We start from the raw sequence: 26,789 nt of genomic DNA, 5'->3' as shown, positions 1-26,789 counted from the left end.
CGGTGTCGAAAAGGGGATTTGTCCGCGGCTCACGCACCGCCGCGCCCAGTGTGCCGCCGGCGCGTGTGGTCGTCGCGCCGCCGCTGGCCCTGCCGGAACGCGAACCCCGCAACATCCTGTTGATGATCGCGTTGCCCGCCTTGCTCGTCGGCATCATCGGCACGCTGGTGGTGATGTACACCTCCGGTGTCCGCTCACTGCAGTCCGGCTTCTTCCCGTTGATCGGCCTGGTCGGCTTCGGCGCCCTGATGTTCAGTGGCCGCTTCGGCCGCGGCCGCCGGATCAGCTGGGGTGAACAGGAAAAGCAGCGCCGGATGTATCTGCGCCAGCTCGACGACGACCGTGACGAGGTGCAACGCGCCGCGCAGGAGCAGCGCCGCAGCCAACTGTTCGTCCACGGTGATCCGCAGGAACTCGACACCATCATCGGTGGCCCGCGGATGTGGGAGCGCCGGCCTGCCGACCCGGATTTCCTCGACGTCCGCCTGGGCATCGGTGTGCAGTCGACTGCGGACTCCGCGGTATCGCTGCAGTGGCCGGAAGTGCCGGTTGGTGAGGAGCTCGAGCCGGTCACCGGGCGCGCGTTGCGGGACTTCATCCTCGAGCAGAGCAAAATCCGCGGTATCGGCAAGGTGCTGAGCCTGCGCTCCAAGCCGGGCTTCAGCTTCGTCGGCGAGGATCCCGCCGAACTGCACGCCCTCATGCGAGCGGTGCTGTGCTCACTGGCGGTCTACCACAGCCCGAATGACATCAAGCTGATGGTCGTCACCCGTCACCCGGAGCTGTGGTCCTGGCTGGTGTGGTTGCCGCACAACCAACATGACGAGATGTTTGATGCCTGCGGTATGCGCCGGTTGGTGTTCGGCTCGCCGACCGAACTCGAAGACGCCCTCGATTCCGAATTGCACCGCAAGGGGCGTGGACCGTGGACCCCGCCGAGCGGCTCGAGCCCGACGACGATGCTGTCCCCGATGGAGGCGGCCGCAGCAGGCTCGGCTCTGGGCCCGCACTGGGTGATCGTCGACGACAACGTCGGAACCCCGGAGCAGTGGGAAGGTGTCACCGGACAGAAGGGCATGGCTGGGATCACGGTGCTGCGCTTGGCAACCCGGCCCGGTATCGGTGTCGGGTTCTCCGACGACGACGAACGGTTCGAGCTGCGCGAAGGGCGGCTGAACCACCGCAAGGCCTTCTATGCCGTCGCCGACATGCTCGCCGAGAGCACCGCCGACCGTTATGCCCGCGCACTGGCCCGCTGGTCACCGATGACCGCCGGTGAGCTGTCCGAGACCGATAGCCAGGGCGGCGAGTTGTTGCGCGCGCTGGGAATCACCGATCCCCGCCGACTCGACCTCGACCGGCTGTGGGCTGAGAGCCGGGGCCGTGGTGACCCACGCTGGGCGATGGTTCCGGTCGGCGTCAAGCCGGGTGGCGAACTGCAGAATGTCATTTTGCGCGCCAAGGACTTCGGCGGCTTCGGCTTTCATTCCGTGGTGATCGGCACGTCTGGTTCGGGTAAGTCGGAGTACTTCCTGTCACTGTGCAACGGGATCGCGCTCACCCATTCGCCCGAGACGTTCATCGTGATCTTCGTCGACATGAAGTTCGAGTCGGCCGCCCAGGACCTGGAGGGCCTGCCACACGTCGTGGGATCGCTGTCCAACCTCGGCAAGGATGACCGCCACCTCGCTGAACGCATGAGGAAGGCCGTCGACGGCGAGATCGCGCGCCGCTACCGGCTTTTCAAGGATGCTGGTGCCCGCGACGCCAACGAGTACGAAGAAATGCGCCTGGCGGGCCGCGATCTGGAGCCGGTGCCGATCCTGCTCGTCATCATCGACGAATACCTCGAGCTGTTCCACCATCATCCGGAGTGGATCGACCTGGTCATCCACATCGGCCAGGAAGGCCGTGGTTGCAACGTTTTCTTCACCCTCGGCGGGCAGCGACTGGACCTGTCCTCGCTGAGTAAGGCCAAGAGCAACATCGCTTTCCGGGTCGCGCTGCGCGCCGAGACCGCCGAGGACTCCCGCGACGTCATCGGTAGCGACGCGGCGCTGCACCTGCCGTCGAAGGAGAACGGTTACGGGCTGCTCAAGGTCGGCCCGCGTGATCTCGAACAGTTCCGCTGCTTCTACGTCTCTGCGCCGTTCGTGGTGCCCAAGCGGCAGGTGACGACCGACAAGACGGTCGACGTCAGTTTCACCCAGCCACGCCCGCTCACCTGGGAGTATCAACCGTTGTCCGTCGAGGACAGCGCGGCATTGGCATCGGCCGACGCCCCGGAGGAGCCCGACGAATTCCTCTATCACTCAGACGGATTCAAGAAGAAGAAGCTGCTCGACGTCATCCGCGAGTCTCTCGTGTCGCACCCGGCACGCGCGCCGCACCAGATCTGGTTGCCCCCGTTGGAGGTCAGCGAGACCGCCGATGCCCTGGTGCAGCGGTGGCGGGGTAAGCCGTGGTGGTCCGACTACGGCCAGAACCCGGGACTGGTGTTCCCGGTCGGTGTCGAGGACTTCCCCGAAGACCACGCCCAGCGCGTCCACGTCATCGACGCGGAGATGGACAACATCATGGTGGTGGCCACCGCGCAGCGCGGTAAGTCCACGACCTTGATGACGTTGATGACCTCGGCGGCGTTGATGTACCGCCCGGAGCGGGTGACGTTCTTCTGCATGGGTGCCTCGCTGTACCCGGTGGAGGACCTTCCCCATGTGGCCGGCGTGGTCAGCCTCACCGACACCGAAGGCGTGTCGCGCACGCTGGCCACGATCGAGGGAATCATCCGGGCCCGGGAAGCCTCGTTCAAGCGCTACCAGATCGACATCTCGGAGTTCCGCGAGCGCAGGTTCGGTGCCGGCGGTGGCGGCGGAACCGACCCCGAGGACAAGTTCGGCGACGTCTTCCTGGTGATCGACAACTTCGGTGACCTCTACGACAAGGACAACGGCATGGGTGATCGCGCGATCGCGATCGCCCGCCAGGGCCTGTCCTACGGGGTCCACGTAGCCACCAGTGCCAGCGGCTGGCTCGTCGGTCAGAAGCAGGCGCTGCTCAACGTGGCCAACGCGAGAATTCAACTGCGGCTGAGCAATCCGGATGAGACCCAGATGGGTACCGGAATGGAGCACCGCCGCGCTGCGCGCCAGACCCTGGATCGCCCCGGCTTCGGAGTGACCCGGCTGGGCCAGGAGCTGTTGGTCGGCGTGCCCGAGATCATCGGGCCGGACGGCGAGCGGGTGACCACTCGCCAGATCGGCCCGGTGATCGCCGCCCAGACTGGCGCAGGCAAGGTCGAGACGCTGGCCCGGTTGCCCGAACGCATCGCGCTGCGGGAGATCGTGGCGGCCTACTCCAGTACCGCCCAGACCGACGCCCTGGACATTCCGTTCGCGATGGGGGAGAGCGCACTGCAATCGGTTGCGTTGCCGAGCAGGCTGGCTCCCAATCTCTTGATTGTCGGCCGCCAAGGTTGCGGCAAGACCAGTGCCCTGGCCGCATTCGGGCAGTCGATCACGGCGCGGCTCTCGCCGGAGCAGGCACAGATCACCATCATCGACCCGAAGACCAGCCTCATCGGCAAGATTCAGGGCCCGCACGTACGTGCCTACGCCTACACCCCCGACGACATCGACGCGGTATTGGCCGAACTGGCCGAGATGATGCGCGACCGGTTGCCCCCGTCCGGCTTGAGCCAGGAAGAACTGCTGAGCCGGTCGACGTGGAGCGGTCCGCACCAGTTCGTCCTCATCGATGACGAACAGGAACTGCGCACCACCGCGGCCGTTGGAAAGCAGGCGGCCACCGCGCCGCTGTGGCCGCTGATCGAGCGAAGCCGGGAGATCGGCCTGCACGTCATCGCCGCCCGCCTGCCCGGCAACTGGGCCGGCATTTCGGCGATGAGCCCGTTCCTGCAGAAGCTGACCGGTTCGCGGGCGCCGACCCTGTTCATGGACAACGACCCGCAGACGGTCAAGGTGTTCGGCCGTACCAGCGCTCAGCAACTCCCGCCGGGCCGTGGACTGCTGGTCACCACGGACGGAGTGATGGAAGGGGTGCTCGTCGGAACGCCGGACTGAGTGACGGGTCCGGGGTTAGCTGGCTCATCTGGCGGCATAAGTCGACATAGGTTGCCAGCACACTCTACAATACGACAATATTGCAGGTCCGCCCTGTGATCACCAGAAGGAGAGCAACATGGTTCTGAATGTCAACGCCGCTGTTGTCGGTACCTCTGCGGCCACCGAGTCCGGAATCAGCGCGGAAATGGGCGCTGCCACGGCGGCCGCCTCCGAGGCACTGGTCGGCGTCATGCCCATGGGTGCGGACCTGGACTCGGTCGAGTTCGCCGCAGCGCTCAACGCCGCGGGTGCGACCTACATCGGGACCGCCAACGAGCACCTGGCCAACCGGGGGATGTTCGCCGGTTCCCAGAACCTGGCAGCCGCCACCTACACCGCCACCGACGCCCTCAACAACGCTGCGCTCGGATTGGGCTGATCCGTGCCCGATCCCGCCTGGCCGTGCTCCTCGCCTGAAACCAACTACCTCCGCCTCGTCGGGCCGGGGGCGGCTGGCACGTCGACGACCATGGCCAACGGCGTGGCGTGGCAGGCCCTGATGGGCAGCCATGAACTGGCCTTCTCGTTGTCGACGCTGAACACCGCCGTGACCTCGCTGAACTTCGAGGGCGTCGGCGGGCTCAGCTCGACAAGCGCGGTGACCGGGCTCAATACGGCATTGCAGCTGCTGGCCGGTTGGGTGCAGGAGAAGCCGCCGATCGCCGCCAGTGCTGTCGCGGCATACGAAACGGCGGTGTCGTCGATGATCCCGGCCGAAGTGTCGATCGCCAACCGCACCGAACAGGCCGCCGACGTCGCCATCAACCCGGCGGTTCTCGGCGCACTGACTCCGGCCATCGTCGCCCTGGACACCGAGTACTTCGGCGAGCACTGGCCGCACAACGCCGGAGCCGGCGCGGCCTACGGCGCCGCTCTTGCCGCGCTGGTGGCCGCGCTGACCGTCCCGCCGCCGTTCGCCCCGCTGGGGGCGTCCCCCGCCGCGCCGGCCACCGCGGCGGCCGCAGTCGCCCAGGCCGCCGGAACCACTGGCATGCAGGCCGCCACGCAGGGCACCGGCCAGGTCACCCAGATGGCCGGCCAGACCGCCGCTGCCCCGGCCTCCGCCGTCGGCGAGATGGGCCAGATGAGCTCGATGATGATGCAGCCGATGCAGGCTGCGATGGGGGCCATGCAGCCGTTGATGGGCATGTTCCAGGCCCCGATGCAGGCCTTCCAGGGTCTGTCGAGCCTGCCGCAGTCGATGATGGGCTCCCTCGGCGGCATGTTCAACGGGATGAAGGCCGGCGACGCCGCGATGCCGGCGGCCGAGCTCGTCAAGGCGGGCGCACCGGGACTCGGTGGCGGCGTCGGTGGCGGCGTCGGTGGTGGCGGTGGCGGCGGGGGTGGTGGTTTCCCGGGCGCCGGGCTCACCAGCTACACCCGACCCACCAGCAGCTTTGCCCCCGAAAGTGCGGGCAGGCCGACGTCACTCAAGACGGGTCTGCTCAGCGCGGCCGAACTGCGTGGGCCCACCGGAATGGGTGGCTCCGCGATGCCGATGTCGCCTGCCCACGCTGGCATGCTCGCCCACGGCAAGGGTGAGGACAGCAAAGACGACGTTTCGCACGCCCGCATCGTCCTGGACCGTGACCATCAACGCGATCCGAGGCTCAGCTAATGAACCGGCTCAAGGGGGTGCGGCCGTCATCGTTTGCCAGAGGGTGAAGTGACAGCTGTTCGCCTGCACCCGATACTCGTCCACATCCCCGCCACGGGGCCGACCATCAGCAAAACGTAACCGAAAGGGAAAGACATGACGCTCGTCGTTACTCCGGAGGTGCTGCGCAGCACCCAGCAGGCCATCGAGTCCGCACTCGAGCACGCCACCGCGATCGCCAACGGATACCTCTCCAGCCATGAAGGCATCGGCTCGGCGGTCTGGGGTGGCCAGGCACAGCTGGCATCGGTGAACACCGCCGCTCAGATCAACCACGACCTTCAGCAGACCATCACCGGCGGTACCCGGCTGGCCCACGGGCTGAGCCAGGCCGCCTCGATGATGGAGCAGCACGAGGCCGACGCAGCCCACAGCCTCACCAGCTTCGCCGCCAACGCCTAATCCCCAGACCCACACTTACGGAAGGACATTCCCATGTCGGACAACATCACCTACAACCACGGCGGCGTCGCGGACTTCGCCTCCGACGTCGGCTCCCGCTCGGCGCTGCTCATGGAGATTCACGACGACATCGCGCAGCGCACCAACGCGATCGCCGATTTCTTCCAGGGCACCGCGGCCACCTCGTTCCACGAGGCGCAGATGCAGATGCTGCAGGGCCTCCAGGGTCTCATCGAGACGATGAACCAGCACGGTTCGACCATCAGCAACGTGAACGACAGCGCCCACCAGACCGACGTCATGATGGGCAACCTCTTCTAAACCGGAATCCGGCAGCGGGGCGCACGCTCGGTGCGCCCCTGCTGTCTGTCTTGGGAAAGCTATGTTGACGACGACAGTGGACGGCCTGTGGGTACTGCAGGTGCTCTCGGGCATCGAGGTACTCGCGCCCGAACTCGGCCTGCGGCCACACCTGCCCAGCGTCGAAACCGAACAGATGGCCCTGGCCCATCCGGTGGCTGCCGAACTGCGCGCCGCTGGCGTGATCACCGCCAGCGGCGGGGTGGACCAGGCGGTGCTGGAATGGCTGACCGTACTGTCCCGCCGCGACGTCGCGCTGCTGGTCTACGCCCAGACTCCCGCCCATGACGCCGAGCCTGAACGGGTCTTACTGGCGCGGTTCGCCCAGTGGTGGGTCGCCCTCGAGCGCAGCGGCATCATGGTGCGGCTCAGCAGTGCGGGCACGGCGACCTCGGAGGAGTCGGCCGGGGTCCTGATCAACACACAGATCGATCGACTGTGCGGGCAGCTGAAGCCCGCCGCCCTGCGCCCGGTCACCCTCGACACCGCCGAACTGCTTGCCGCCGTTCATGATCGGGCGAGTCTGCGTACCTTCCTGATGGACAAGCGGCTGGACGGCGATCAGATCGCGACCCTGACGCTGGCCGCCGACACCGACCGCTCGGCGCAGGCGTCGGTGGTGGCGATCCAGGCCGGGGTGGCAGGCGGGCCCGCCCGCTCGCACATCGAACACGGCGCCGTCACCATCATCGACACCCCGCAGGGCCGGTTGGTGTCCGAGCATGTCAGCCGCGGCGGCACGTCGTGGATGATCGTCAGTCCCGGATCCGCGGGCAACATCGCCTCGGCGGTGCAGAAGATGGTCCGCCGCCTGCCGGCCGAGGACGAGTGGTACTCCCACAGAAAGGTTGTCTAGTGACGAATCCCTGGAACGAGCCGGGGCATTCCGCTGACCCCCGCGAACCGCTGCGCCGCGAACCCTTTGGCGCGCAGCACCGTCAGCAGGACTCGGTATCGGGAACGCTGCGCATCTCCGACATGGTGGCGCCGCGCAAGATCCCGCCCGGTTCAGGCTGGCGCAAGTTCGTCTACAACATCTCGTTCAAGACGATCAACCTCGGCGAGTCACCGGCCGAGCGGCACTACCGCGAACTCCGCGAACGCATCCGCAGGCATATCCGCAAGCAGTACGTGGTCGGCTTCGTCTCCGGCAAGGGCGGCGTCGGCAAGACCACGATGACCGCGAGCGTCGGCGCCATCTTCCGCGAGTGCCGCCCGGAGAACGTCGTGGCGATAGACGCCGCGCCCGGATTCGGCACCTTGGCAGGCCGCATCGACGAGGCGCCGCCCGGTGACTATTCGGCGGTGCTCAACGACACCGACGTCCAGGGTTACGCCGACATCCGGGAACATCTGGGACAGAACCAGATCGGGCTCGACGTGCTGGCGGGCAACCGTGTTTCGGATCAGCCCCGCCCGCTGGTGCCTGCGATGTTCGCCGGGGTGTTGTCCCGGTTGCGCCGCACCCACAACGTCATCCTCGTCGACACCGCAGACGACCTCGAACACCCGGTGATGAAGGCCGTGTTCGACGCCTGCGACACCCTGGTGTTCGTCTCCGGCCTCACCGCCGATACGTCGCTGCCGGTCACCCGCGCCATCGACCTGCTGCGGTCGATGGGCTACCACGAACTGGTGTCGCGCAGCATGGTGATCCTCAATGACAGCCGCAACGGCTACGACAAGGATGCCCGGGCCTACCTCACCGAGCGTTTCGGGCAGTCCGGCGCCACCGTCGAGTTCATGCCGTACGACCCGCATCTGGCCAAGGGCGGCATCATCGACGCCCAGAACGAGTTGCAGAAGAAGACCCGGCTGCGGTTGTTTGAGATCACCGCGGCGCTGGCCGACAAGTACATTCCGGACGCTGACAGGCCGCGCTGATGGCTAAGGTCTCCTTTCCGGCCCGCTGTGCCATCGCGGTCATCTGCGGGGACAACCTTGTCTCCCAGGTGTATCCGGCCTCGGTCCCCGTCGAGGTGTTCATCGACAATGTCGTCGAACTTCTCAACGAGGAGTTGAAGCGGCGCGGGGTGGCCGCCCTTGACCCTGGCGTCGCCTACGAACTTCACCGGGCCAACGGAACTCGTCTGGACGTCACCAAGACCCTCGACGAACTCGGCGTGGAGGACGGCGCCACACTGGTGCTGGTGCCGGCGCAGGAGGGCGAGTCTTTCGAGCCGCAGTACGAGTCGCTGTCCACCGGGCTGGCCAGGGTCGGAAAGCGATTGTTCGCGCCGGTGACCGCCGAGACCGCGGCACACACCGCCCTGGCCGTGGTGGCGATGATCGCGCTGACGGTGCTGGGCCTGGCCGTGCACACCCGGATGCACTCCGACTCGCTGATCCCTGCCGTGGTGACCGTGACCATCGGTGTGTTGTTCGCCGTCGGGGCACTGTCGGTGTGGCGCTGGTGGCCCGGACGCGGCGACCTGCTCAGCGGATTCGGTTGGCTGGCAGTCCCATTGCTTGCCGCGGGATTCGCCGCAGCCGCGCCAGGCGGAGTCGGAGCCGCGCACCTGTTCATCGCGGGCCTCGCTGTCGCAGTCCTCAGTTGCGCGGTAGTCGTACTCACCCAACGTCATGTCACCGTCGCGGCCACCATCGTCACGTTGTGTGTGGTCGGTGGCGTCGTGGCCGCCGCCAGGATGTGGCGTCCGGTCCCGGCGCAGTGGCTCGGGATGCTGACACTGATCGGCTTGTTGCTGTTGCTCACCCTCGGGCCGACGTTCGCGCTGTGGGCGGCTCGGATTCGCCCGCCGCACTTCGGCTCTATCACCGGACGGGACCTCTTCCGGCGCAGCGACGGCCTTCCGGTGGACACCGTCACCCCGGTCGACGAAGAGACCGAGGACGAGCCCAACCCGGACACCACACCACCCGGCGAGATCATCACAGCAGCGGCCACCCGGGCCAACGGGGTGCTCACCGGCATCTGTGTGGCCGCCGCGGCGGCGTTGCCGGCCGCGGTGTGGGTGACCCTCATGCCGGGACGGCCCAAGAGCACCGCCGCCGCGGTGCTCGCGGGACTGTTCGTGCTGATCTTCGTCAGCCGTGGCCGTGCCTTCGCCGACAAGCGTCAGGCGGTGGCGTTGGTGTGCGGTGCGGCCGCCGCGTTCAGCGTGGGCGTCATCCGGTATGTGCTTGCTGCGCCGCCGGATTCGAGCGCCGCGTTGTTCTGGGGCGCGCTGGTCCTCGTCGCGTTCGGTGGTGCCGGCCTGGCAGCCGCCCTGTTGGTCCCCGTCACCCGGTTCACCCCGCTGGTCAGGATGCTCGCCGAATGGCTGGAGTTGGCCGCGATCGTGGCGGCTTTCCCGCTGGCAGCGTGGATCGGCGGCCTGTTCACCTGGGTTCGGATGCGATGAGCGCACCCCGGGGACAGCGGATCGCGGCGACGGCGATGGTCGTGCTGATCACGGGAGTGGTCGCCAATATTCCAGCAGCGCAGGCTATTCCACCGCCTTCGGTCGACCCATCGCTGGTGCCGCCGGACGGCCCGCCGCGCCCCGACCAGCCGATGCGGCAGAGCAACGTGTGCGCGCGCACCATCACTGTCGCCGATCCCAACGTGTCCGTCCCGGCGCCCGGCTTCACGATGCTCAACATCAGCAAGGCCTGGAAGTACTCGACCGGCAACGGTGTGACGGTCGCGGTGATCGACACCGGCGTCAACCCCAGTCCGCGGTTGCCCGTCGTGCCCGGCGGGGACTACATCATGGGCGGTGACGGTCTGCAGGACTGCGACTCGCACGGCACGATCGTCGCGTCCCTGATCGCGGCCGCACCCCAGGGCAGCCCGATGCCGGCACCCATGCCCGCCGCTCCCGCGTTCCCGCCGCCGGCGGGTCCGCCGCCGGTCAACGGTGCACCGCCGCCACCCGGATCGCCGCCGCCTCCGCCGGCACCACCCCCGCCACCGGCCCCGGTGACGGTCACCGAGACCAAGCAGGCGCCGCCACCCCCGCCGCCCGCCGAGCCTCTGCCGCCCGCGGACCAACCGTCCAACGGCCCAGGGGATCCCGACCCGGGCGGCCCCGAGGACCCCGAGGTTCCCCCGCCCGCACCTGGCGCACCCGATGGTGTGGCAGGCGTCGCCCCGCACTCCACGGTCATCTCCATCCGCCAGTCCTCGCGCGCCTACGAGCCGGAGAACCCGTCACCCGGCGACAACGAGGCCCGGAGGAAGGCCGGCACGGTGGCCACCCTGGCCAGCGCCATCGTGCATGCCGCCAACATGGGCGCCAAGGTCATCAACATCAGTGTGACGGCGTGTGTGTCGGCCGCCGACCCCCTCGACCAGCGGGCCATCGGTGCGGCCGTCTGGTATGCCGCGACGGTCAAGGACGCGGTGATCGTCGCCGCCGCCGGCAACGAGGGTGAGGACGGGTGCGCGCAGAATCCGTCATTCGACCCGTTGGACACCAACGATCCTCGCGACTGGCACCAGGTCAAGACCGTCTCGTCGCCGTCGTGGTTTTCCGATTACGTGCTCTCGGTGGGGGCCGTCGACAACTCCGGCGCTCCGATCAACAAGAGCCTGGCCGGACCGTGGGTGGCCGCCGCGGCTCCCGGCGTCGGGATCATGGGCCTCTCGCCGCAGACCGGCGGTCCGGTCAACGCCTATCCTCCGGTGCGGCCCGGTGAGAAGAACATGCCGTTCTGGGGCACCAGTTTCTCGGCGGCATACGTCAGCGGGGTGGCCGCACTGGTCCGTGCGAAGTACCCGAACCTGACGGCCAACCAGGTGATCCACCGGATTCTGCAGACCGCGCACAATCCGCCACGCGGGGTCGACAATCAGGTCGGCTACGGCGTGGTGGATCCGGTTGCGGCGCTGACCTTCAACGTGCCACCGGGGGACGCGCTCGCGCCGGGCTCCAAAACCCGCGTCGTGCCGCCGCCCGCGCCCCCCGCTGCCCCCGATCATCGCGCCCGCAACGTCGCGCTCGGCTTCGCCGGGGCGGTCATCGGAGCGGTCCTGCTGGCGAGCATCATCGCTCGCGCCAGGCGGGCCCGATGAGGCGACAGACCGTGCAACTTGCCGTGATCATCGGTGTGCTGCTCCTCGGGTTCATCGGCTGGTTCGTCGGCGAATATGTCGGCGCCGGAATCGGTCTGGTTCTGGGGCTGATCCTGTTGGCCATTCCGTGGCGGCGCCAACCGCTGTGGTCATGGGCGGCGCGGTACCTGCGACGCAACCGGGCTATCGAGCTGGCCGACCCGGTGACGGTCGCCAACGATCGCTCCGGCGGTGGCGTTCGATTCCAGGACGGCGTGGCCATCGTCGCCGTGCAGCTGCTCGGCAAGGCCCACACCCCAACCATTTTCACCGGCTCGACCTCGACGCAGACCCGCAACACCGTCGACGTCAGCACGATGCTGCAGGACATGCGCCAAAGCCTGGGGCTCACCATTGAGTCCCTCAGCGTGATCAGCGCCGGATCGCGGCGGCGCAGCACCGGTGACTACCCGCGGGTCTACGACACCCTGATCGGGACCCCGCCGTATGCCGGTCAGCGGGAGACCTGGTTGGTGATCCGGCTCAACGCTCTCGAGAACGCTGATGCTCTGCAGTGGCGGTCCACTGTCGGCACGGCCGTGCTGGCGGCGGCGCAACGTATCGCGGCCCGACTGCGCTGCAATGGGATTCGGGCGAAGGTAGCCACCGCTACCGACCTGGTGGAGCTGGAGCGTCGCCTCGGACGTACCGCTCTGGAACCCCACAACCAGCGCTGGCATTCCGCCCGCAGCGACGCCGGCTGGCTGACCACCTACGCCTATCATCCACGTGATATCACCGCCGACGTGCTCGCCCAAGCGTGGTCGTTGCGTGCCGACGGCATCATCCAGAACATCACCCTGTTTCCGGACGGGACCGCGACTGCGACGGTCACGGTCCGCAGTGCACAACCGCCCACCGCTGCACCGAGTGTCACGCTCAAGACCCTGCCCGGAGAGCAGGCCGCCGCGGTTGCCGCTAACCTCTGCGGCCCGCGGCCGGAGTTGCGCGGGATCAGCGTCGGACGCCTGCCTGCCACACTTCCGCTGCCGATCGGTCCCTCCGGTGTACTGCTCGGGAAGGTCGGCTCCGGCGACCGGCTGCTGCTGCCGATGGGTGACCCGGGCGAGTTCAGCAGGATTCACATCGCCGCCGAGGACGCGATCGCCAAGCGCATCGTGGTGCGTACCGCGGGTGCCGGGGACCGGATCACCCTGCACACCAGTGACCTTGCCCGCTGGGACAGTGTGCGCATGCCGCATATCGCGGTCAGCGACCAACCCCGGCCGGTGTCGGGGACGACAGTCAGCGTGGTCGACGGAACCGTCGCGCCCGCACCGAGGCCCAACACCGTCATCTCGATCGGCCGCCCCGGCGAAGCACCCCGCGGATCGGTCGACGTCGTCATCACCCAGACCGGGCCCGCTGTCGTCGAGGTCAACACCGCGGGCCAGGTGTACGAAGTGGAGATCGAACTGTTCCGTGCCGAGAACCGCTACATATCGAATGAACCGACAAACCTGCGATCCGCGGAACTCGAGCCGGTGGACTGACCGATGACAAGCACCACGTCCACTGCCGCCGCACGTCGCCAGTTCGATCAGGCGATGTCGGTCCTCGACGCTGACCCCGCTGCCGCACAACGCTACTTCCGCGAGGCCACCGCGACCGAGCTCTCGATGGCGGATGCGTGGCTGGGCAGGATCGCCACCGGTGACGGGGCGCTGGAGAGCCTGCAGCAGCTCTACGCCTACGGCGCCAGACTGCATCGGGAGTGCAACCGGCTGGGCGTGACACTGGCGGCGCCGATCAAGGCCGGCCCCTATCTGTCGATCACCGTCACCGAGGCGTCCCATGCCGGGCTGGCGCTGGCAAGTGCGCTGATCGACGACAAGCAGTTCGAGAAAGCCGAAGCACTCCTTGACGATTCGGCGCTGCTGGACAGCTGGGAGAATCACCAGTGGCAGCAGTACATCCGGGCCTACCTGATGTTCGCCACTCAGCGCTGGCCCGATGTCATCGCCGGGGCGGCGAAAGTGCTTCCACCCCAGGCGATCATCATGTCTGCCGTCACCGCAGGTACCAATGCGCTCGCTGCCCATGCCGCAGCCCACCTGGGCCAGGCCAGAGTCGCGCTGGACTGGGCTGACCGGGTGGAACTGCGCGCCGAGCGCGGCGGCGCCGCCGAAGGCCGAAGGCACAGCTTGCTCGACACCGCGGTCACCGCGATCGATCCGCTCGAATTCCCTTTGATCGCCGCCGACCTCGCCTACGCGCGCGGTATGGCCCACCGTCAGCTCGGCGAGGAGGACAAGGCACAGATCTGGCTGTCGAAGGCCACCATCAACGGCGTGCTGATCGAGCCCGCCAAGCAGGCGCTGGGCGATCCGCGGTTGCAGCTGGTGGTCACCGACGAGGACACGATCAACAGCCGCACCAACAAGTGGGATGTCAGCACCGAGCAGTCCGAGCATGAGCGAGCGGAGGAGGAGAACGCCGAGCGCCGCACCGAACTCCTGGCCGAAGGCCGCGCACTGCTCAACAACCAGGTGGGATTATCCGATGTCAAGCGCGCGGTCGCCGAGCTCGAGGACCAGATCGAGGTCCGGGCCCTGCGGCTCGCTCATGGATTGCCGGTGACCAACCAGACCAACCACATGCTCCTGGTCGGCCCTCCCGGAACCGGTAAGACCACCACCGCCGAAGCGCTCGGCAAGATCTACGCCGGACTCGGTATCGTGCGCCACCCGGAGATCATCGAGGTCAAGCGCGCTGACTTCTGCGGTGAGCACATTGGGTCGTCAGGGCCGAAGACCAACGAGCTGATCGACCGTTCGCTGGGCCGGATCCTGTTCATGGACGAGTTCTACAGCCTGGTCGAGCGTCATCACGACGGCCGGCCGGACATGATTGGGATGGAAGCCGTGAACCAGCTGCTGGTCGCGCTCGAGGTGCATCGCTTCGACTTCTGCTTCATCGGTGCCGGCTATGAGAAGGAAGTCGACGAGTTCCTCACCGTCAACCCGGGTTTGGCGGGTCGCTTCAACCGCAAGCTGCGATTCGAGTCCTACAGCCCGAGCGAGATCGTCGAGATCGCGGTCCGCTACGGGCAGCCCCGCGCGACCGTGATCGAGCCGCCCGCGCAAAATGCGCTCAACGCCGCGTGCCGTAATCTGCGCGCTTACCTCGCGCCCGACGGCACCCACGGAATCGACGTCATGCAGAACGGCCGGTTCGCGCGCAATATCGTTGAACGTGCTGAACGGCTGCGAGATTCACGGGTTGCCGCGCAGAACCGCACCAACCGGGGTTCGGTGACGGTGGAGGATCTCGAGACGCTGCGCACGCAGGACGTCGTGGCCGCGGTCATCGACGCCTGCACCGAAAAGCACGTGCCCGTGGAGCTCTGAAGAGTCACCGTACGGCGAGGACGGCGGATGCCAGTTCCCCAGCGCACCGGTATCGCGCGGCCGGATCCTTTGCCATCGCCGTGTAGATCACCTCGTCGATACCGGCAGGCAGCCACGGCGCGTACTCGGTGACACGAGGTACCTCGCGACGCAGATGTGACTGCACCACAGCATCTTTGGAGACCGCATCGAAGTACGGCGGTTTGCCGGTCAGCAGCCGGAACAGCGAGGCGCCCAGCGAGTACACGTCGCTGCGTCCATCGATCGTCTGCCCGCGCAGCAGCTCGGGGGAAGCGTAGGCGGCGCTGGCCAGCACCACCCCGTCACGGCCCGTGGGGGTGCGGTCCCGGGTGCTGCGGGCCAGCCCGAAGTCGGCGAGCAGTACCCTTTCACCCTGGGCCAGAAGGAAATTCGACGGCTTGAGGTCACCGTGCACGACGCCGTGGCTGTGCGCGTAGTCCAGGGCCGCAGCGACCTGAGTGATGATGTGTACGGCCCGCTGTGGCGGCATGTTCCCGGCCCGTAATTCTTGGTCGGCATCGGTGCCGGGCACGAAATGCATCGCCATCCAGAGGATGCCCGTTGGGGTCTCGCCGCAGTCGTATACCGCGACGATGTTGGGGTGCTGCAGCGACTGCGCCCACCGGGCCTCCTCGGTGAAGCGGAGGCGATACGCCGGATCACCGGACACCGCGGTGTTGAGAACTTTCAGCGCGACACGTCTACCCGAATCTGCATGGTGCGCAACGCAGACGGTGCCCATCGCGCCCGAACCGATCACCCACTCGACGATGTAACCGCCGATGCGGGTACCCGGCCCGACGGCGCTAACGGGGTTTGGATCCATGGTGGGGCAGGGTGGCGAAGAACTGCGCGAGCACTGCCGCGACTTCCACGAACGCCTCCCGCGTCGGCGCCGCCATCTCACCGGTGCTGTTGATCACCCCGCCCGGGCGTAGCCCCGGATCGAACGGCACCTCCACCACCGCCTGGCCGCGGGCCCGGAACTGCTGGGCCAGCGTGCCGCGGGTGCGCTTGTCGGAGTGCCCGTCGGAATCGTTGAGCACCACCACCGAGCGCTGCATCAACCCGGTCTTGCCATGGTGGGCAAGCCATTCCATGGTCTGCGCGGCTGCCGAGGCGCCGTCGGGCCAGGGCGAGGACACCACGATCAGCGCGTCCATGTCGCGCAGCGCCTCCTGGGTGACAGGGGCGTCCATCGTCGAACCGCAGTCGACGATCGAGATGGTGAAGTGGCGGTCCAGGCGCATGGTCGCCTCGCGGTAGATCGCCGGATCCAAAATTCCTCGGCGGCTGCCGTTTTCGCCGGCCAGCACGAACAGTCCAGCCGAGTTGCTGCCCATCCGGGTCAGTACCTCGGCGAAGGACTGCAGGTTCTTGTTGCGCGCCAGCTCCAGATAGGAGCCATCAGCGCGCGGGTCGATGCGGCTGCCCAGCCTGCCAAACGCGGTATCGGCGTCCACGGCCACCACCCGGTCACCGCGGCGCAACTCGGCGAGCACCGAACCGACGCTGGCGGCCACCGTCGTCTTACCGACCCCGCCCTTGCCGAGCACGCCGATCTTGTAGTGCCCGCGCAGCGGTGCGGCCACCATGGCCTCCATCGCGGCCTGGCGCCGGTCGGTGCGCGACGGACCCGGATTGACCAGGCCGAAGGTGCCCGCGTGTACCGCCCGGCGCCATCCCCGGGTCGGTTTGGGCTTCACGGTGCGCGGAGCAGGCGGCGCGGGCAGCGGGGGATAGGGGGCTCGCGGCGGCGCCTGGCGCGGGTCGATGCGGGGCATCTGCACCGTCGGCGGGCCCGGATCAACCGGCGGGCGGGCCGGCGGCGGGGCAGGCGCCCGGTTGCGCTCGCGGGAGAAATCGTCGCGGTCGGTCATGGTCTCTTTCGTATCCAGGGGACCGCTTCAGTATCCCCGTGTGCGCAATTCCCCAGGTCGGCGCCCAGCTGTTCCTAAGAATCCACCCAGACTTTGCGCAAAGTCCCGGGCGGCCGTCCCTGACGCCCGCGACCTGCGGCGATGGTCGCCGGCGTGTGGTGTTTAGCACCTCGCGTCCCGCCAGGCGCGGTCCACAGCAAACAGCCCGCAAAACCGGCCACGGTCGACCTCGTCTGGCCGCGGGCACCCCGAAAGTGCAACAGGTTCTCAAAAGGCGACGTAGACGACGGATTCCGTAGGTGTTCGCCGGAGAACGCCGCAGCGCGGCGCAGAACCGCCCGCCAGCCAACTTAGCCTGCACTAAGTTGGCATGTCAGGCGGTGTTTGTCATATCGTTTTACGACTTGTTGACACCACAGTAGGGCCGCCGTTCACCGACGCACGGAGGACCCCCTGACGGGGCGCGGCGACGTATCACGATTTGTCGCGCAAATAATGCTTGTGAAGGGCCAGGTGCGAATGCCCAGGAGTGTCGGGCTGTACAACCCCGCGTATGAACATGATGCGTGTGGCGTCGCCATGGTGGTCGACATGCACGGGCGGCGCAGCCGCGACATCGTCGACAAGGCGATCACCGCCCTGCTGAACCTAGAACACCGCGGTGCCGCCGGTGCCGAGCCGCACAGCGGCGACGGCGCGGGCATCCTGCTTCAGGTTCCCGACAGCTTCCTGCGTGCCGTTGTCGACTTCGAGCTTCCGGCCGAGGGTTCGTACGCCACCGGCATTGCCTTCCTGCCGCAGTCCGCCCGTGACGCCGTCACGGCATGTGAGGCCGTCGAGAAGATCGTCGAAGCCGAAGGCCTGCAGGTGCTCGGCTGGCGCGACGTGCCCACCGACGACTCCTCGCTGGGCGCGCTGTCCCGCGACGCGATGCCCACCTTCCGCCAGGTGTTCATCGGCGGGGCCTCCGGGATGGACCTGGAGCGCAAGGCTTACGTGATCCGCAAGCGCGCCGAGCACGAGCTGGGCTCCAAGGGCCCCGGCCAGGACGGCCCCGGACGCGAAACCGTCTATTTCCCAAGCCTTTCCGGTCAGACCTTCGTCTACAAGGGCATGCTGACCACCCCGCAGCTCAAGGCGTTCTACCTCGACCTGCAAGACGAGCGCATGGAAAGCGCTCTGGGCGTTGTGCATTCGCGGTTCTCCACCAACACCTTCCCGTCGTGGCCGCTGGCCCACCCGTTCCGCCGGATCGCCCACAACGGTGAGATCAACACCGTCACCGGCAACGAGAACTGGATGCGCGCCCGCGAGGCACTGATCAAGACCGAGATCTTCGGCACCGACGTCGAGAAGGTCTTCCCGGTCTGCACCCCCGGCGCCTCGGACACCGCACGCTTCGACGAGGTTCTCGAACTGCTGCACCTGGGCGGGCGCAGCCTGGCCCACGCCGTGCTGATGATGATCCCGGAGGCCTGGGAGCGCAACGCGTCGATGGACCCGGCGCAACGCGCGTTCTACGAGTACCACTCCTCGCTGATGGAGCCGTGGGACGGCCCCGCCTCGGTGTGCTTCTCCGACGGCACCGTCGTCGGCGCCGTCCTCGACCGCAACGGCCTGCGGCCCTCGCGGATCTGGATCACCGACGACGGCCTGGTGGTCATGGCCTCCGAAGCCGGCGTGCTCGACCTGGACCCGGCCAAGGTGGTCAAGCGCATGCGGCTGCAGCCCGGCCGCATGTTCCTGGTCGACACCGCCCAGGGCCGCATCGTCGCCGACGAGGAGATCAAGGCCGAACTGGCCGAGCAGAACCCCTACCAGGACTGGCTCGACGAGCAGCTGTTCCACCTCGACGACCTGCCCCAGGGCCCGTACGTGCGGATGCCGCACCACCGGGTGGTGCTGCGCCAGCAGGCCTTCGGCTACACCTACGAGGAGCTCAACCTGCTGGTGGCGCCGATGGCGCGCGCCGGGGCCGAGCCGCTCGGCTCGATGGGCACCGACACCCCGATCGCGGTGCTCTCCGCACGGCCGCGGATGCTGTTCGACTACTTCCAGCAGCTGTTCGCCCAGGTGACCAACCCGCCGCTGGACGCCATCCGCGAAGAGGTGGTGACGAGCCTGCAGGGCACCGTCGGCCCGGAGGGCGACCTGCTCAACCCGACCGCACAGTCCTGCCACCAGATCGTGTTGCCGCAGCCGATCCTGCGCAACCACGAGCTGGCCAAGCTGATCAACCTCGACCCCGATAACGAGATCCGCGGCCGCAAGCACGGGATGCGCTCGGCCGTCATCCGATGTCTGTACCCGGTCGCCAAGGGCGGCGAGGGCCTGCGTCGCGCGCTCGACGACATCCGCGACGCGGCGTCGAAAGCCATCGCTGAGGGTGCGCAGCTGCTGATCATCTCCGATCGGGAGTCCAACGAGAACCTGGCGCCGATCCCGTCGCTGCTGGCCGTCTCGGCCATCCACCACCACCTGGTCCGCACCCGCACCCGCACCCAGGTGGGCCTGGTCGTGGAGGCCGGTGACGCCCGCGAGGTGCACCACATGGCCGCGCTGGTGGGCTTCGGTGCCGCCGCGGTCAACCCCTACATGGCCTTCGAGTCGATCGCCGACATGATCGACAGAGGCGTCATCCAGGGCATCGACCGTGAGAAGGCCCTGCAGAATTACATCAAGGCAGCCGGCAAGGGTGTGCTGAAGGTGATGTCGAAGATGGGCATCTCCACCCTGGCCTCCTACACCGGCGCCCAGCTGTTCCAGGCCATCGGCATCTCGCAGGCGGTGCTCGACGAGTACTTCACCGGGCTGTACTGCCCGGTCGGCGGGATCGACCTCGACGACATCGCCGCCGACGTCGCCACCCGCCACCAGCTGGCCTACCTGGATCGCCCCGACGAGCGCGCCCACCGCGAACTCGAGGTCGGTGGCGAATACCAGTGGCGCCGCGAAGGCGAGTACCACCTGTTCAATCCGGACACGGTGTTCAAGCTGCAGCATTCCACCCGCACCGGGCAGTACTCGATCTTCAAGGAGTACACCAAGCTGGTCGACGACCAGAGCGAGCGGATGGCCTCGCTGCGCGGCCTGCTGAAGTTCAAAGACGGTGCGCGCCCGTCGATTCCGATCGAAGAGGTGGAGTCGGCCGCCGATATCGTCAAGCGGTTCTCCACCGGTGCGATGAGCTACGGCTCGATCTCGGCCGAGGCGCACGAGACGCTGGCGATCGCGATGAACCGTCTCGGTGCCCGGTCGAACTCCGGTGAGGGCGGCGAGGACGTCAAGCGTTTCGACCGCGACCCGAACGGCGACTGGCGGCGCAGCGCGATCAAGCAGGTGGCCTCCGGCCGGTTCGGGGTGACCTCGCACTACCTGAGCAACTGCACCGACATCCAGATCAAAATGGCCCAGGGCGCCAAACCCGGTGAGGGCGGCCAGCTTCCGGGTCACAAGGTGTACCCGTGGGTGGCCGAGGTGCGACACTCGACGCCCGGCGTGGGTCTGATCTCGCCGCCGCCGCACCACGACATCTACTCGATCGAGGATCTGGCGCAGCTGATCCACGACCTGAAGAACGCCAACCCGCAGGCCCGCGTGCACGTGAAGCTGGTGTCGGAGAACGGCGTCGGCACCGTCGCGGCCGGTGTGTCCAAGGCGCACGCCGACGTGGTGCTGATCTCCGGTCACGACGGCGGCACGGGTGCGACCCCCCTGACGTCGATGAAGCATGCCGGTGCGCCGTGGGAGTTGGGCCTGGCCGAGACGCAGCAGACCTTGCTGCTCAACGGACTTCGGGACCGGATCGTGGTCCAGGTCGACGGCCAGCTCAAGACCGGCCGTGACGTCGTCGTCGCCGCGCTGCTGGGAGCCGAGGAGTTCGGCTTCGCCACCGCGCCGCTGGTGGTCTCGGGTTGCATCATGATGCGGGTCTGCCACCTCGACACCTGCCCGGTGGGGGTGGCCACCCAGAACCCGGTGCTGCGTGAGCGGTTCAACGGCAAGCCGGAGTTCGTGGAGAACTTCTTCATGTTCATCGCCGAAGAGGTCCGCGAACTCATGGCCCAGCTGGGCTTCCGCACCGTCAACGAGATGGTCGGCCAGGTCAGCGCGCTGGACACCACGCAGGCCGCCGAGCACTGGAAGGCCCACAAGCTGGACCTGACTCCGGTTCTGCACGAGCCGGATTCGGCCTTCATGAACCAGGACCTGTACTGCAGCTCGCGTCAGGACCACGGTCTGGACAAGGCGCTTGATCAGCAGCTCATCGTGATGAGCCGGGAGGCGCTGGACTCCGGTACGCCCGTCCGCTTCGCCACGACGATCGCCAACACCAACCGCACCGTCGGCACCATGCTGGGCCACGAGCTGACCAAAGCCTATGGCGCCAAAGGTCTTCCGGACAGCACCATCGACATCACGTTCACCGGGTCGGCAGGCAACAGCTTCGGTGCGTTCGTGCCCAAGGGCATCACCCTGCGGGTCTACGGCGACGCCAACGACTACGTCGGCAAGGGTCTCTCGGGTGGCCGGATCGTGCTGCGCCCGTCGGACAACGCTCCGGAAGGCTATGTCGCCGAGGACAACATCATCGGCGGCAACGTCATCCTGTTCGGCGCCACTGCCGGCCAGGCGTTCATCCGCGGCACGGTGGGCGAGCGGTTCGCCGTGCGTAACTCCGGCGCCCAAGCGGTGGTCGAGGGTGTCGGCGATCACGGCTGCGAGTACATGACCGGTGGCCGGGTGGTCATCCTCGGTGAGACCGGCCGCAACTTCGCCGCGGGTATGTCCGGTGGCGTGGCGTACGTGTACGACCCCGACGGGCAGCTGCCCGCCAACCTCAACACCGAGATGGTGGACATCGACGAATTCGACGACTCCGACGAAGGGTGGCTGCGCGACATGATTGCCGCGCATACCGATGCCACCGATTCGGCTGTGGGCCAGCGCATCTTGGCGAACTGGCCGGAACAGGTAGGTAACTTCGTGAAAGTAATGCCGCGCGACTACAAGCTGGTGCTGCAGGCCATCGCCGCAGCCGAGGCTGCCGGCGAGGATGTCGACAAGGCGATCATGGCGGCAGCTCATGGCTGATCCGTCAGGCTTCATGAAGTTCACCCACCGCGAGTTGCCGACCCGCCGTCCGGTGGATCTGCGCCTGCGGGACTGGAAAGAGGTCTACGAGGACTTCTCCCATGACACCCTGGAGCATCAGGCGTCGCGCTGCATGGACTGTGGAATCCCGTTCTGCCACAACGGCTGTCCGCTGGGCAACCTCATTCCGGAGTGGAACGACCTGGTATACCGGGACCGCTGGCAGGATGCGATCGAGCGGTTGCACGCCACCAACAACTTCCCGGAGTTCACCGGGCGGCTGTGCCCCGCGCCGTGTGAGGCGTCCTGTGTGCTCGGTATCAACCAGGATCCGGTGACGATCAAGCAGGTCGAGGTCGAGATCATCGACAACGCCTTCGATGAGGGCTGGGTCGTCCCGATGCCGCCGCACGTGATCACCGGCAAGAAGGTCGCCGTCGTCGGCTCCGGCCCCGCCGGGCTCGCCGCCGCCCAGCAGCTGACCCGCGCCGGACACGACGTCACGGTCTTCGAGCGGGCCGACCGCATCGGCGGGCTGCTGCGTTACGGCATCCCCGAGTTCAAGATGGAAAAGCGCCACATCGACCGCCGGCTGGCCCAGATGGAGGCCGAGGGCACCACCTTCCGCGCCGGCGTCAACGTGGGCGTCGACATCACCGTCGAGCAGCTGCGCGACGAGTACGACGCGGTCGTGCTGGCCGGCGGCGCGACCGCCTGGCGTGACCTGCCGATCCCGGGCCGCCAGTTCGAGGGCATCTATCAGGCCATGGAGTACCTGCCGTGGGCCAACAAGGTTCAGCAGGGCGATCCCGTGGTCGACGAGGACGGCCAGCCGCCGATCACCGCCAAGGGCAAGAAGGTGATCATCATCGGCGGCGGCGACACCGGCGCCGACTGCCTGGGCACCGCGCATCGTCAGGGCGCCGCCAGCGTGCACCAGTTCGAGATCATGCCGCGCCCGCCGGAGACCCGGGCAGACGTCACCCCGTGGCCGACCTACCCGCTGGTGTTCCGGGTGTCCTCGGCCCACGAGGAGGGTGGCGAGCGGGTGTTCTCGGTCAACACCGAGAAGTTCCTCGGCAACGAGGGCAAGGTCACCGGGCTGCGCGCCCACGAAGTGGTGATGTCCGGCGGCAAGTTCGAGAAGGTCGAGGGCACCGACTTCGAACTCGAGGCCGACCTGATTCTGCTGGCGATGGGCTTCGTCGGCCCCGAGCGGCCGGGCCTGTTGACCGATCTCGGTGTCGAGCTCGACGGGCGCGGCAACGTGGCGCGCGGCAAGGACTTCGACACCTCGGTGAAGGGCGTCTACGTGGCCGGTGACATGGGCCGCGGCCAGTCGTTGATCGTCTGGGCGATCGCCGAGGGGCGAGCTGCCGCTGCCGCCGTGGACCGCCACCTGATGGGTCATTCGGCGCTGCCGGCTCCGATCAGGCCGACGGCCGCCCCGCAGCGCTAGGCACGTCTTCGTCGAGACTGAACTCACGCAGGAAAAGTGCGAGTAGGCCCCTGCGTAGGTTCAATCTCGGCGACGGGCCGAACCTCTGTAGCCACTCCAGTCACACCAGAATCATCAGATGATTCATCGGCGCGCCTTCTCAGGTTTGCAGTGTGATCTATGTCTAATTGCTGGAGCGGTCGCTGCGGTAAAGTAGTGCTCCGGTCATTGGAAGTCGACCACAGGAGTGATCCTTGTGTACCTCAACCCGATATCTCGCTCGCGGGTAGCGCGTATAGCCTGGTCATTGTTCCGGCACCCGGTGAAGAGCCGGGGGTTTCCGGAACGACTGGAGCGGCTTGCCACTGCCGACGAACTCGTTCGTTTCGGCTTCTAGCAACGGTTTCCGGCGGCAGTTGACGCTGCAAATATTTTGCCGGCCCACGCAACGGCGTTGTCTGGCTCAGTCGGCCGGACGCCACAGCCCGGAATCGCGGATCGCCTCCGCCAACGGTTCGAGGACCGCCGGGTCGTGCGGGGTCGGCAGGTACACGATCGCAAGGTCCAGTCCTTCGGCGCCCAGCGCGATGGAATCCTCGATCACGCCGCGGTATCCGCGTTCGGGGTCCAGGCGCACATGCGCCGACAGCATGATGTCCTTCGGGTTGCGGCCGACGTCGGCACAGTGCGCCTTCAGCACGTCGCGCTTGCGGGCGAATTCCTCGGGTGGTCCACCGACGAAGTTCCAGTGGTCGGCGTACTTGGCGGTGATCCGCAGGGTCCGCTTCTCACCGCTGCCACCGATACAGATCGGCGGATGCGGACGTTGTGGCCCCTTGGGCTCGTTGCGGGCAGCCTTCAGTTGGTAGTACTTGCCGTCGAAGTCCGTAGTTTCCTGGCTCAACAGACCCTTGAGGACCTGGCAGGCCTCTTCGAAACGGTCGAAGCGCTCCTTGATGCTGCCCAGCTCGATGCCGTAGGCGCCGGACTCTTCTTCGTTCCACCCGGCGCCGATGCCGAGTTCGAGCCGCCCGCCCGAGATGATGTCCAGCGCCGCTGCCATATTGGCCAGCACGGCCGGGTGGCGATAGTGGATGCCCGTCACCAGCGTGCCGAGCCGCAGCCGCGTGGTCGCCTGCGCCAAGGCGGTCAGCGTGGTCCAGCCCTCCAGGCACGGGCCCGACGGGTCGGCGAAGATCGGATAGAAGTGGTCGAACGTCCAGCCGGACTCGTAGACCTCGATATCGTCGGCGGCCTGCCAGACCGCCAGCATGTCGGCCCAGGTGGTGTTCTGCGGTGATGTTTTGAACGCGAATCGCACTCGATCAACCCTACTCAACCCGGGTTGGCGGCGTGCGCCACGTGCGAGCGGGCGTGGGCGATGGCCTCGTCGAAGGAATCGATCAGGTGGTTCTCGTGGCGCAGCGCGTCGACGATCCCCATGTTCTCCAGCAGGGTCATGTGCTCGGGCCGCACTCCCTTGATGATCACCGTGATTCCGCGGGACTCGAGTTCCTCGGCGATCTCGGCCAGGGTGTGCGCGCCGGTGGCGTCGAGCATGCCCAGCTGTGACATCCGGATGATCACGACGGTGACCTCGGGACGCTCCGCATCGGTGATCGCTCCCGAAATGCGTTCGGCCGCACCGAAGAACATCGCGCCATCAAGGCGGAGCAACGCGATGCGCTCGTCACCGGGCTGACTCGGGCCGGGCAGCTCCTCGCGCACCACACTGCTGCGCCGCGCCACGGTCCGCAGCGCGAAGAACGCCGCGAAGAGCAGGCCGATCTCCACCGCTTCGATCAGGTCGAAGCCGATCGTGACGAACGCCGTCAGGACGAACGTGGCCGCGTCCGACCGGGTCGAGCGCAGGATCTTGCGCACCGTCGTCACCGAGATCATCCGGAACGAGGTCACCATCAGCACGCCGGCCAAGGCGGACAACGGAATTGCGGCCACCGGCCCGGTCGCCAGGTACACGATGCCGAGCAGCAGAACCGAGTGCACGATCGCCGACACCCGGGTGCGCGCACCGGAGCGCACGTTGACCGCGGTGCGGGCAATCGCGCCGGTGGCGGGCATGCCACCGAATAGGCCCGAGGCCACCGAGGCCAGCCCCTGTCCGACGAGCTCACGGTCAGGGTCGTACGGACCGGTCGGCGACATGGTGGCCGCCACCCGGGCCGACAGCAGCGACTCGATCGCCGCCAGTGCGGCGATGGCCAGCGCGGCGCCGAGCAGTGTCCGCGCCGACCCGAGGTCGGCGTGCGGCATGACCGGGGCCGGCAGATGCGACGGCAGTGCCCCGATGCTGGCGACCGGGATGTGGAAGGCCACCACGATCACCGTGGCGGCGACGACGGCGGTCAGCGACTCCGGGATGCTGCGGTGCACGAGGGGCAGGCCGAGCATCAGGACGGCGACGAAGGCGACGACCGCCAAAGTCCGCCACGCCGAACCCCATTCGGCGTGGGCGACGACATTCCACGCCGCCACCAGCGTGCGCTGGCCGGCCGGGGAAGTGGTGCCGAACGCGGCGGGAACCTGCTGCAAGAAGATGATGGCGGCGATGCCGAGGGTGAAGCCCTCGATGACCGGCCACGGGATGAAGGTGACCGCGCGTCCCAGACCGGAGATGCCCGCGGTCAGCACGACCACTCCGGCCAGCACGGTCACCAGCGCCACGCTGCCGATCCCGTGCAGGGCGACGATCGGCGCCAGCACCACTGCCATCGCGCCCGTCGGCCCGGACACCTGGACGTGGGATCCGCCGAACACCGCGGCGACCAGGCCGGCGATGACGGCGGTGATGAGACCGGCGGCCGCACCCACTCCGGAGCTGATGCCGAACGCCAGGGCCAGCGGCAGTGCCACCACCCCGACGGTGACCCCGGCCAGGATGTCGCGACGCCATGACCGGGACAGGCCTGCGTAGTCACTGCGGTGGGGCAGCAGCCGGGCGATGCTGCCTGCCGCTGTGGCGATCACTTGGGCCCGCCGATCGGCGGTAGCGCGGCGAACGCCTCGAGCTGTTGCTGCTGGGATTTGAGGGTGTCGGCCAGGAAGGCGCGGGCGATCACGAGCAGGTCGCGGATCGAGGGGTGGGCGAGCTCGTAGTAGACCGCGTTGCCGACCCGTTCGGCGCGGACCACCTGGTGGCGCTTGAGGACGGCCAGATGCTGCGACAGCAGGGTGGGCTCGATATCGGTGTGGGCGAGGATCTCGCTGACCGTGGTGGCGCGGGCGTTGGCCGACAGGATTTCCAGGACCCGGATGCGGGCCGGATGGGCCAGCGCCTTGAACAGGTTGGCCTTGATCTCGTAGAGCGGCCGTTCGGTTCCGCCGGGAACGGTGCTGGGCACGGCGATCCTCACTTGATACTGATTGATGGATTGAACGATTCC

At 67.6% G+C, this 26,789-nt stretch carries 18 protein-coding genes; 13 read left to right on the top strand and 5 right to left on the bottom strand.

All coding sequences use genetic code 11. The features are described from left to right. Positions 1 to 2 precede the first annotated feature (2 nt). From eccCa to eccA, 11 genes are all read left to right on the top strand, one after another. The gene (eccCa, locus tag OG976_RS12545; protein ID WP_442930469.1) at positions 3 to 4,082 is read left to right on the top strand and encodes a type VII secretion protein EccCa; all 4,080 of its coding nucleotides are present in this window, start codon (positions 3 to 5) and stop codon (positions 4,080 to 4,082) included. Between the two features lie 118 nt (positions 4,083 to 4,200). Next, positions 4,201 to 4,503 (top strand): PE domain-containing protein, encoded by a 303-nt coding sequence (locus tag OG976_RS12540; RefSeq protein WP_328362583.1) that lies wholly within the window; start codon positions 4,201 to 4,203, stop codon positions 4,501 to 4,503. 3 nt (positions 4,504 to 4,506) lie between these two features. Then, entirely contained in the window at positions 4,507 to 5,742 is a 1,236-nt protein-coding gene (locus OG976_RS12535; protein WP_328362581.1) for a PPE domain-containing protein, read from the top strand. Positions 5,743 to 5,877: 135 nt separating this feature from the next. After that, positions 5,878 to 6,183, top strand: coding sequence for a WXG100 family type VII secretion target (locus OG976_RS12530; protein WP_163805926.1), 306 nt, complete (start codon positions 5,878 to 5,880; stop codon positions 6,181 to 6,183). 33 nt (positions 6,184 to 6,216) lie between these two features. After that, positions 6,217 to 6,504 carry a WXG100 family type VII secretion target gene (locus tag OG976_RS12525; RefSeq protein WP_328362573.1) on the top strand — a complete coding sequence of 96 codons (288 nt, stop codon included), beginning with the start codon at positions 6,217 to 6,219 and terminating at the stop codon, positions 6,502 to 6,504. A 61-nt stretch (positions 6,505 to 6,565) separates the two neighbouring features. Next, entirely contained in the window at positions 6,566 to 7,399 is an 834-nt protein-coding gene (locus tag OG976_RS12520; protein WP_328362570.1) for an ESX secretion-associated protein EspG, read from the top strand. Next, complete coding sequence (locus OG976_RS12515; RefSeq protein ID WP_328362567.1) at positions 7,399 to 8,427, top strand: MinD/ParA family ATP-binding protein; 1,029 nt, start codon at positions 7,399 to 7,401, stop codon at positions 8,425 to 8,427. The genes OG976_RS12520 and OG976_RS12515 overlap by 1 nt, the downstream gene beginning before the upstream one ends. Then, positions 8,427 to 9,908 (top strand): type VII secretion integral membrane protein EccD, encoded by a 1,482-nt coding sequence (eccD, locus tag OG976_RS12510; protein ID WP_328362564.1) that lies wholly within the window; start codon positions 8,427 to 8,429, stop codon positions 9,906 to 9,908. Before OG976_RS12515 ends, eccD begins: the two co-directional genes overlap by 1 nt. Further along, positions 9,905 to 11,563: a type VII secretion-associated serine protease mycosin gene (gene mycP / locus OG976_RS12505; RefSeq protein WP_328362561.1), complete on the top strand. Its 1,659-nt coding sequence runs from the start codon at positions 9,905 to 9,907 to the stop codon at positions 11,561 to 11,563. The genes eccD and mycP overlap by 4 nt, the downstream gene beginning before the upstream one ends. After that, on the top strand, positions 11,560 to 13,095 hold the full coding sequence (gene eccE, locus OG976_RS12500; protein ID WP_328362558.1) for a type VII secretion protein EccE: 1,536 nt from the start codon (positions 11,560 to 11,562) through the stop codon (positions 13,093 to 13,095). The genes mycP and eccE overlap by 4 nt, the downstream gene beginning before the upstream one ends. Positions 13,096 to 13,098: 3 nt before the next feature. Continuing rightward, a complete protein-coding gene (eccA, locus tag OG976_RS12495) occupies positions 13,099 to 14,952 on the top strand; it encodes a type VII secretion AAA-ATPase EccA (protein ID WP_328362555.1) in 1,854 nt (617 codons plus the stop codon). Positions 14,953 to 14,956: 4 nt separating this feature from the next. Here eccA and OG976_RS12490 read toward each other — a convergent pair whose 3' ends face one another. Then, positions 14,957 to 15,799 carry a serine/threonine-protein kinase gene (locus OG976_RS12490; protein ID WP_328362552.1) on the bottom strand — a complete coding sequence of 281 codons (843 nt, stop codon included), beginning with the start codon at positions 15,797 to 15,799 and terminating at the stop codon, positions 14,957 to 14,959. Further along, the gene (locus tag OG976_RS12485) at positions 15,780 to 16,853 is read right to left on the bottom strand and encodes a MinD/ParA family ATP-binding protein (RefSeq protein ID WP_328362549.1); all 1,074 of its coding nucleotides are present in this window, start codon (positions 16,851 to 16,853) and stop codon (positions 15,780 to 15,782) included. The genes OG976_RS12490 and OG976_RS12485 overlap by 20 nt, the downstream gene beginning before the upstream one ends. 495 nt (positions 16,854 to 17,348) lie before the next feature. On the opposite strand from OG976_RS12485, the gene gltB reads away from it, so the two are divergent. Then, positions 17,349 to 21,947, top strand: coding sequence for a glutamate synthase large subunit (gene gltB / locus OG976_RS12480; protein WP_442930467.1), 4,599 nt, complete (start codon positions 17,349 to 17,351; stop codon positions 21,945 to 21,947). Next, the gene (locus OG976_RS12475; RefSeq protein WP_328362543.1) at positions 21,940 to 23,406 is read left to right on the top strand and encodes a glutamate synthase subunit beta; all 1,467 of its coding nucleotides are present in this window, start codon (positions 21,940 to 21,942) and stop codon (positions 23,404 to 23,406) included. The genes gltB and OG976_RS12475 overlap by 8 nt, the downstream gene beginning before the upstream one ends. Positions 23,407 to 23,848: 442 nt before the next feature. Here the strand turns inward: OG976_RS12475 and OG976_RS12470 are convergent, their stop codons facing one another. From OG976_RS12470 to OG976_RS12460, 3 genes are read right to left on the bottom strand one after another with little or no spacing between them, the layout of a single operon-like run. Continuing rightward, entirely contained in the window at positions 23,849 to 24,706 is an 858-nt protein-coding gene (locus OG976_RS12470) for an LLM class F420-dependent oxidoreductase (protein WP_328362540.1), read from the bottom strand. A 14-nt stretch (positions 24,707 to 24,720) separates the two neighbouring features. After that, positions 24,721 to 26,373, bottom strand: a complete 1,653-nt coding sequence (locus OG976_RS12465) for a SulP family inorganic anion transporter (protein ID WP_328362538.1) — start codon at positions 26,371 to 26,373, stop codon at positions 24,721 to 24,723. Further along, positions 26,370 to 26,747 carry an ArsR/SmtB family transcription factor gene (locus OG976_RS12460; protein WP_328362535.1) on the bottom strand — a complete coding sequence of 126 codons (378 nt, stop codon included), beginning with the start codon at positions 26,745 to 26,747 and terminating at the stop codon, positions 26,370 to 26,372. Before OG976_RS12460 ends, OG976_RS12465 begins: the two co-directional genes overlap by 4 nt. Between the last annotated feature and the right edge of the window lie 42 nt (positions 26,748 to 26,789).

The sequence above is a fragment of the Mycobacterium sp. NBC_00419 genome (genome assembly GCF_036023875.1).
GTDB lineage: Bacteria > Actinomycetota > Actinomycetes > Mycobacteriales > Mycobacteriaceae > Mycobacterium.
Note: the sequence above shows the minus strand (reverse complement) of the source record. Positions and strands in the feature narration are given on the sequence as shown.